Source organism: Microcoleus sp. N3A4 (genome assembly GCF_036701805.1).
Classification (GTDB): Bacteria; Cyanobacteriota; Cyanobacteriia; order Cyanobacteriales; family Microcoleaceae; genus Microcoleus.
Map to the genome: position 1 here is coordinate 48747 of NZ_JAUBRJ010000053.1, position 6134 is coordinate 54880.

The 6134-nt window shown below is 44.3% G+C and carries 6 protein-coding genes and 1 pseudogene; 2 read left to right on the forward strand and 5 right to left on the reverse strand.

Annotated elements, in window-relative coordinates:
- Positions 1-54: 54 nt before the first annotated feature.
- The 4 genes and pseudogenes from QUA56_RS36935 to QUA56_RS25480 all read right to left on the reverse strand — a co-directional run bounded on the left by QUA56_RS36935 (position 55) and on the right by QUA56_RS25480 (position 3801).
- Positions 55-659: pseudogene (locus tag QUA56_RS36935) on the reverse strand (DUF4276 family protein).
- On the reverse strand, positions 656-1804 hold the full coding sequence (locus tag QUA56_RS25470) for an AAA family ATPase (protein WP_333363436.1): 1149 nt from the start codon (positions 1802-1804) through the stop codon (positions 656-658). The pseudogene QUA56_RS36935 and the gene QUA56_RS25470 overlap by 4 nt, the downstream one beginning before the upstream one ends.
- A 173-nt stretch (positions 1805-1977) precedes the next feature.
- On the reverse strand, positions 1978-2754 hold the full coding sequence (locus tag QUA56_RS25475) for a pentapeptide repeat-containing protein (protein ID WP_333363437.1): 777 nt from the start codon (positions 2752-2754) through the stop codon (positions 1978-1980).
- A gap of 402 nt (positions 2755-3156) precedes the next feature.
- Entirely contained in the window at positions 3157-3801 is a 645-nt protein-coding gene (locus QUA56_RS25480; RefSeq protein ID WP_333363438.1) for a pentapeptide repeat-containing protein, read from the reverse strand.
- A 451-nt stretch (positions 3802-4252) separates the two neighbouring features.
- Between QUA56_RS25480 and QUA56_RS25485 the strand changes: the two genes are divergently transcribed.
- Positions 4253-4474 (forward strand): hypothetical protein, encoded by a 222-nt coding sequence (locus QUA56_RS25485; RefSeq protein ID WP_333363439.1) that lies wholly within the window; start codon positions 4253-4255, stop codon positions 4472-4474.
- Positions 4475-4891: 417 nt separating this feature from the next.
- A complete protein-coding gene (locus tag QUA56_RS25490; protein ID WP_333363440.1) occupies positions 4892-5329 on the forward strand; it encodes a helix-turn-helix domain-containing protein in 438 nt (145 codons plus the stop codon).
- A 272-nt stretch (positions 5330-5601) separates the two neighbouring features.
- On the opposite strand, the gene QUA56_RS25495 is transcribed toward QUA56_RS25490, so the two are convergent.
- Positions 5602-5955 (reverse strand): metal-sensitive transcriptional regulator, encoded by a 354-nt coding sequence (locus tag QUA56_RS25495; RefSeq protein WP_333363441.1) that lies wholly within the window; start codon positions 5953-5955, stop codon positions 5602-5604.
- Between the last annotated feature and the right edge of the window lie 179 nt (positions 5956-6134).

The following is a 6134-nucleotide window of genomic DNA, read 5'->3' on the forward strand; positions in this document are numbered from 1 at the left end:
CTGAACACCTAGATCCCCGACTTCTTTAAGAAGTCGGGGATCTAACATCGGACATCAAGAAATTATTTTATCTTCATCGCAGAGAGAGATAATTCTATTCACAAAAGCTTTTAGTTCTGGACAAGCTTGAATCGCAATCATCAGATCGTTGTTTTTCAAAATAGCCACTCCATCACTCACTTTGTCATAGTCTCTTCTGCATTTTCCTGCTCTAAAAATTTCCTTAATCCAATAGGAAGGTGGCTTTTGATGATTCACTGTTTCAGGCGAACCGCTAGGAGCAGAACGGTTGTGTTTCGCTAGCTTCTGGATAGTTGTCCAGTAGGAAGAAGCCATGCTTCAAAATCATGTGATGCTGTGTGAGGATAGAATTTTGGGTTGTTATCTACCCATGTCATCATTTTCTCTTTAGCATCATTGGCATCTTTAAAGTCCTGCTTTCCCGTATAAACGTCTGTAAGTGCAATTACAGCATCATAGCCATCATTATCGAGGAGATTTTCAACAATAAGCTTGAGTTTTTCTGCCTTGGGAATTCCACCATGTTGTGGTATAAAGCGGAGTTTGGGCATTTTTTGTAAACGACTTTGCAGAAACTCAAGAAGCTTCTTTCTAAATGCCATTTCAGTAGCACCTTCAACCAAAATAGCAATTTTCATGGACGGCCACCCATCACATTCATTTCCCAAAGCTGGTCAAGACTGTAATCTTCTAACCATTTATCCAGATTAAAAGTGTCACCCCACCTCATTTTTGCCTCACCTTCTTCCAAGTCGCAGACCAAAACCTCATGTGGCTTAAGAAATTTGATCAGTCGATCTGAGTGTGTTGCAACTATCAGTTGAGTGTGTTTTGAAGCTTCTCTCATTAGATAAACTAAGTGTCTTAAGAGTTCCGGGTGCAGGCTAACTTCTGGTTCATCTAGCAACGTAATAGTTGTTAAAGTTTGACTTTGCAGGAGCGCAACCAACCATAGGAAGCGCAATGTGCCCTCTGATAACTCATGGACATAGAAAGGCTGAGGAAAATTTCGATCTTTCCAAGTCATAGACATAGTTCCTGCGGCAACCGGAGGAAAGTTTAACCGCTCGAAATCTGGAAACGCAGCAGAAATAATATTTTCAACCATTTCAAAACGGTCGGGATCGGTCTCCCGAAGGTCATAAAGACAGGAAACAAGGTTTTCACCGCTTGCTCCAGGCAACTTTGCAGGGCGCATTGCTTGAGGTAGACGGATTGGACTTTTCTCTGAAACATCGAGTGCTCCATAATATGTGCAAGAAGCAAGGCTCTTTCTCAGGTTCTCAGGTTCGCGATACATTTTAGGAACTTGAGAAAGAGATGTTTCAAGAGGATTGTGATCCCAATTCGGTCTCACAAATCCTCTGCTTTCTTCTTGAAAATATTTAATATCCAAACCTTGTGATTCAATATACTTGAATGGTTCCGTTTTGATTGGCTCTCTCTGCTGTGTTAAATATTCGTCTCTGACTTCATAGGATAAACCTTTGGGCGACAATGTTAAGTTGTACATCAAAGGTTGTTCCTCTGGCACTTGCATTGAAATTTCAATTTCCAGTTCTTGTACTTTACCTCTTGTCAAAATTTCATTCAAGCCACCTTTAAGTTGCAATAAATTCTGTAAATTTCCACTGGCGGAAGCGGCTAGTATTGAAAGAATATCTAAAAAAGAAGTTTTTCCCGATCCGTTTGCACCAATCATGACGATGAGATTTCTCATCTCAAGATCGATGTTTTGAAGACGCCGAAAACCCCTTACTGATATATTTTCAAATCTATTCATATTCCGTCCTTCAATAGTTAAACTAGCCTAGACACATATATCCCGCCTAGGCTAAGTATATCTGCCTTAAATACTTGAGAGGTTTAGTAAAGCCAGATGGGTGTATGAAACGCTCTGCATCGCTTGGGTTGGCGCAGCATGAAAAGTCGTTGGAGCAGGCCGTTCACAAGTCTTTAAGGCAAGATTAGCTTCACCAGCACAGAACCGATCGATCCCAGAAGACTCATAAAGTCGCCGCGGCTGGAAGTGCGGGGTTCCGTAGGCTTTTGGCGTGCTACAATGGCTTCGCCTAACTGCTTTGACAACTCCTGACCTTGGGGATTTCCTTGAGCTGCAAAGAGTTGGTTTGCTCTGGCCGCGTCTTGAGCCGCCCCGGCGAAGTCTCCCAAGTCAGCGCGAGACATACTGCGCGCAAAATAAACGGCTGCTAAATCCGATTTCAGATTCAGGGCTTGATTGTAATAATCAATGGCGTTTCTGTAGTTTCCCGCTTGAGCTTCCAGCACTCCCAACCGGTAGAAGTCTTCAGCAGTGCCGATATTTGTTGGCATTCCTCTAACTCCGAGCAGTTGCGCGTTAGTTAAATTGGCGCCTTGCAAATTGGCGTCGCTGAGATAGGCACTTCTCAAGTCCGCACCGCTGAGGTTCGCACCGCTGAGGTTTGCCCCGGTGAGGTTGACGCCAAACAGACTGGTGCCGCTGAGGTTGGCTCCGCTGAGGTCGGCCCCGGTGAGGTTGGCTCGGCTGAGGTTAGCCAACCTCAAGTCAGCACCTTTGAGATTGGCTCCTGTTAAGTTGGCTAAAACCAGACCTGCACTGCTGAGGTCGCAGTTGGGGCACTCTCGGGTGGCTAGTAATTGTTGCGTGTGTTGGATGTTCTCGGCGGGTGCAGGAGCGATCGGGGCGATCGAGATCAGCAGCGTTGCAGCAGCGAGGATTCTGAGTTTCATTTTAACCGTCCAAAATCCAAAATATTAAATCTAAAATAGCTGTTATCGAAGCAATTGAAAATCAACATAACACAAGTTCACCCAACAAATCTTTTGACCAAGAATTTCAAAGGTGGTACCCGCCACGTGCTCGATCCGTGGAATCAATCGAAAGCATCTCAAATCTCAAATCCTCAAGCCTCCGAATTAATCCGTGGGATCAATCCAAAATCGAAAATCTCAAATCTACAATCGAATGACTCGCCGTATGTAGGAGTTCTTTGCGCCACCAGCACCCTAAATTGAAATTCTAGGCCTTACCTGAGTGTCAAATAAAGATTTCGCTGCCAATAAATTAGGGTAATGAATTACTCATTACCCTTTAGCCGCAGTTCTCGGCAACCATAAAAATTAACAAATAAATTAGTCGTGAATCGTGCCGTCGGGCATCGTTGCACCCTTAAGATATACTCCGCTCAGGTTGACTTTTGTCAGGTTTGCTCCCAGCAGGTTTGCTCCGCTTAAGTCTGACGCACTTAAAATCGCTTCAGTCAAGTCTGCCCTAATTAGGGTCGCTCCCATTAAGTCGGCTCCGCTGAGGTCTACTTTGCTCAAGTTGGCCCCAATTAAATCGCATTCTGTGAGCACCGCCCTACGCAAGTTTACTGCGTAAAGATTTACTCCGTGCAAGTCTGCACGGCAGAGTGTTGCGCGAGATATGTTGGCTCCAATTAAAGTTGCTTGGATCAGGGAAGCTCCGCTCAAGTCTGCTTTGCTGAGATTTGCTCCCATCAACTCAGCTCGATTCAGGTTAGCTTCAGCTAAAAGTGCTTCTGTGAGGTCTGCTCCACCTAAGTCTGCTCTGCTCAAATTAATCTTGCACAAATTGGCTTTGCCAAAGTTGACTCTGTTGAGTTTGGCTTTGCTGAGATTGGCTCCAATCAGATCGGCTTCATACAGATTGGCTCCAATCAATTCTGCTTCGTAGAGGTAAACCTCGTGCAGGTAGACCCCGCTAAAATTTCTTTCTCCTATTGCGTATAGCTTGAGCAGTTCGTCAACGTTCATTATGGCTTCTCTACACCTTTTAAATGAAGAATACTCTCACTAAGTTGATTGCACCGGATGTTCTGCAATTTTAGATTTTAGATTCTGAAAGATTCACACCCAGCGTGAGGCTTCCCTCAATCTGCAAGATTTGAGTATAAATTAGATTGTTTGGGGAGGGTGAAGGACAAAACAGTATTCTCTTTTCCCCTCGGTTAAAAATGTTTACATAAAAATGTTTACAACCATGTCGATCGCACTTCCTAACTAAATCAAAGGATTCTGGGTGGAAAGTGCGATCGAACCCATAATTTTTTGTGGCTAGTTGAGCTTACTGAGTATTACTGTGACCAAGATCACTTATTAATGTTAGTAGTATCACATAGAAACCGCCGTTGGAATCACAGCAGGCGGGGAAAAATAGCCGATAGTGTTACTGTAATGCTGCGAAATTGACAATGCCACCCTCGCCGTGTTTTACTCAACTGGCGATCGAACAAGTAGTTTCACTGATACTTGCCCGTGGCAGGAAAGTCGGTTGCAACGTCACTCGGCGCTACTCGCTCCGGCTGATGACAGTGTTAATCTATCAGGATTTCTCGAACAGCGAAAGCCAGAAATGCACTTCTGGAAGTATGGGAATCTCTGTATAAAAATGCGATCGCTGGTGTACAGACATTCGCCTGTTTGCTAGCAACTAATGAAGAAAAATCGCCAATACCTCCGCAAAAATTAGCAGTAAATATCACGAAAACCATGATGTATGTTTAGCAAAAAGAGAATAAATGGTATTTTTTAAAATTCCACTATTGCAGCTAATATTGCAGTCGAGCGGTTAACTGACATCAGTATTAGCAATGACGCTTGTCCGTAAAATACAAAACTGACCCAGAAACCTGGTTTTTTACTAAAAAACTTCGTTGCAGCCCTTGCTCCCGGTTAAAAAACCCCGGTTTCTGAGTGTCAGAGTGCGTCCTGGACTGAAAAAGTTTAATGAGAGCGCTTATGTATTGCTTCATGGCAAACAAAAGGCGAGCATTTAGAATAGGAGCGGATTTTGCTCCCTTGTCAAACAAAGCTATTGTAGAGCGCAAATCGTGAGGTAATTGATATGGCTGGAGTATGTAAACTTAGCATCACAGAGACAATTGAAGAACTAAAAAACCTGTTAACTGAACAAAAAACAGCAAGCGGCTTTCAAAAAATTCAAGCACTTTACCTGTTCAAAATTTGTCACGTTAAGACAGTTAAAGAATTGGCAATGACGATCGGGGTCAACCGAATTACAGTGCAGCGGTGGCTGAGAAAGTACCGCTCTGACGGACTCGAAGGACTCCTCGAAACAAAACACAGTGGCGGCCGCAAGCCGGCCATTCCTCCTCTGGCCCGCGCTAGTTTGGCAATGCGCCTCAGCGACCCTCAGAAAGGCTTTAAAAGCTATGGAGAAATTCAAGAGTGGTTGCAGCAGGAATACAGCATTGAGGCTTCCTATAAAGCCGTTTACGCAACAGTCAAATACCAGCTAAAAGCCAAGCTCACAAAAGTCTAGACATTTCATACCGCGTCCGATCGATCGCCGATCGTCTAATTGTTTGCAGTCAGCCTTTGAAGCTTTTGAGGACTTCCGTCTTACTACAAACCTAACTAATTCTTTTTTAACCAAACTCGCTTTCATAAGCTGCGGAGCATACAAATTATGTGTTGTGGGAATGGGGACGAGGGGGAGAAGATTTGACGCTTTCCCCGCGTCTGTAAAAGATGCTTAAAAAATGCGATATCAGTCATAACTTGCAGGTTTTGTTCTGTAAAAATTGGCAGCGGCTAAGGCAAAAACCGATCCAAAGCCGCTTTCAACTCTTCTATTTCCGTATCGATATTGCCTTCTTTAGCTGCTCGGGCAATGCACTCAGTTAAATGTTCGTCAAGAATGATTCTCGCCACGCGATCGAGCGCTCCTCGAACCGCAGCAACTTGCACGAGAACTTCGGGACAGGGACGGTTTTCTTGCACCATTGTTTTAATGCCGCGGACGTGTCCTTCAATCCGAGACAAGCGATTTACCAGCCGCCGCATCGATTCTTCATCGTGATGGTGAGGGTGGGCTGATTTATCGTCGTGATGGTGGTGGGAATTTGAGGGCAAAGATTTGTCAGTAGAAGTATCAGATATAATCATCGGGGTTATGCCATTTTAGATTTTAGATTTTAGATTTTAGATTTGGGAATGAGTTATTCGTTGACACTCCCCTGCCTAAAGGCGAGGGGATTCTTGGATCAACCAGTCGATTTGCTCATTGATGTCGCCACCGGCGAGTAGAGATCGGTCTGTCCCCCAGCGTGAATTCCGGTGTGCCC

Excerpts from the sequence above, each read along its gene's own strand:
- QUA56_RS25490 (WP_333363440.1), top strand. The coding sequence starts at position 4,892 with ATGGCTGGAGTATGTAAACTTAGCATCACAGAGACAATTGAAGAACTA.
- QUA56_RS25480 (WP_333363438.1), bottom strand. The coding sequence starts at position 3,801 with ATGAACGTTGACGAACTGCTCAAGCTATACGCAATAGGAGAAAGAAAT.
- QUA56_RS25475 (WP_333363437.1), bottom strand. The coding sequence starts at position 2,754 with ATGAAACTCAGAATCCTCGCTGCTGCAACGCTGCTGATCTCGATCGCC.
- QUA56_RS25470 (WP_333363436.1), bottom strand. The coding sequence starts at position 1,804 with ATGAATAGATTTGAAAATATATCAGTAAGGGGTTTTCGGCGTCTTCAA.
- QUA56_RS25495 (WP_333363441.1), bottom strand. The coding sequence starts at position 5,955 with ATGATTATATCTGATACTTCTACTGACAAATCTTTGCCCTCAAATTCC.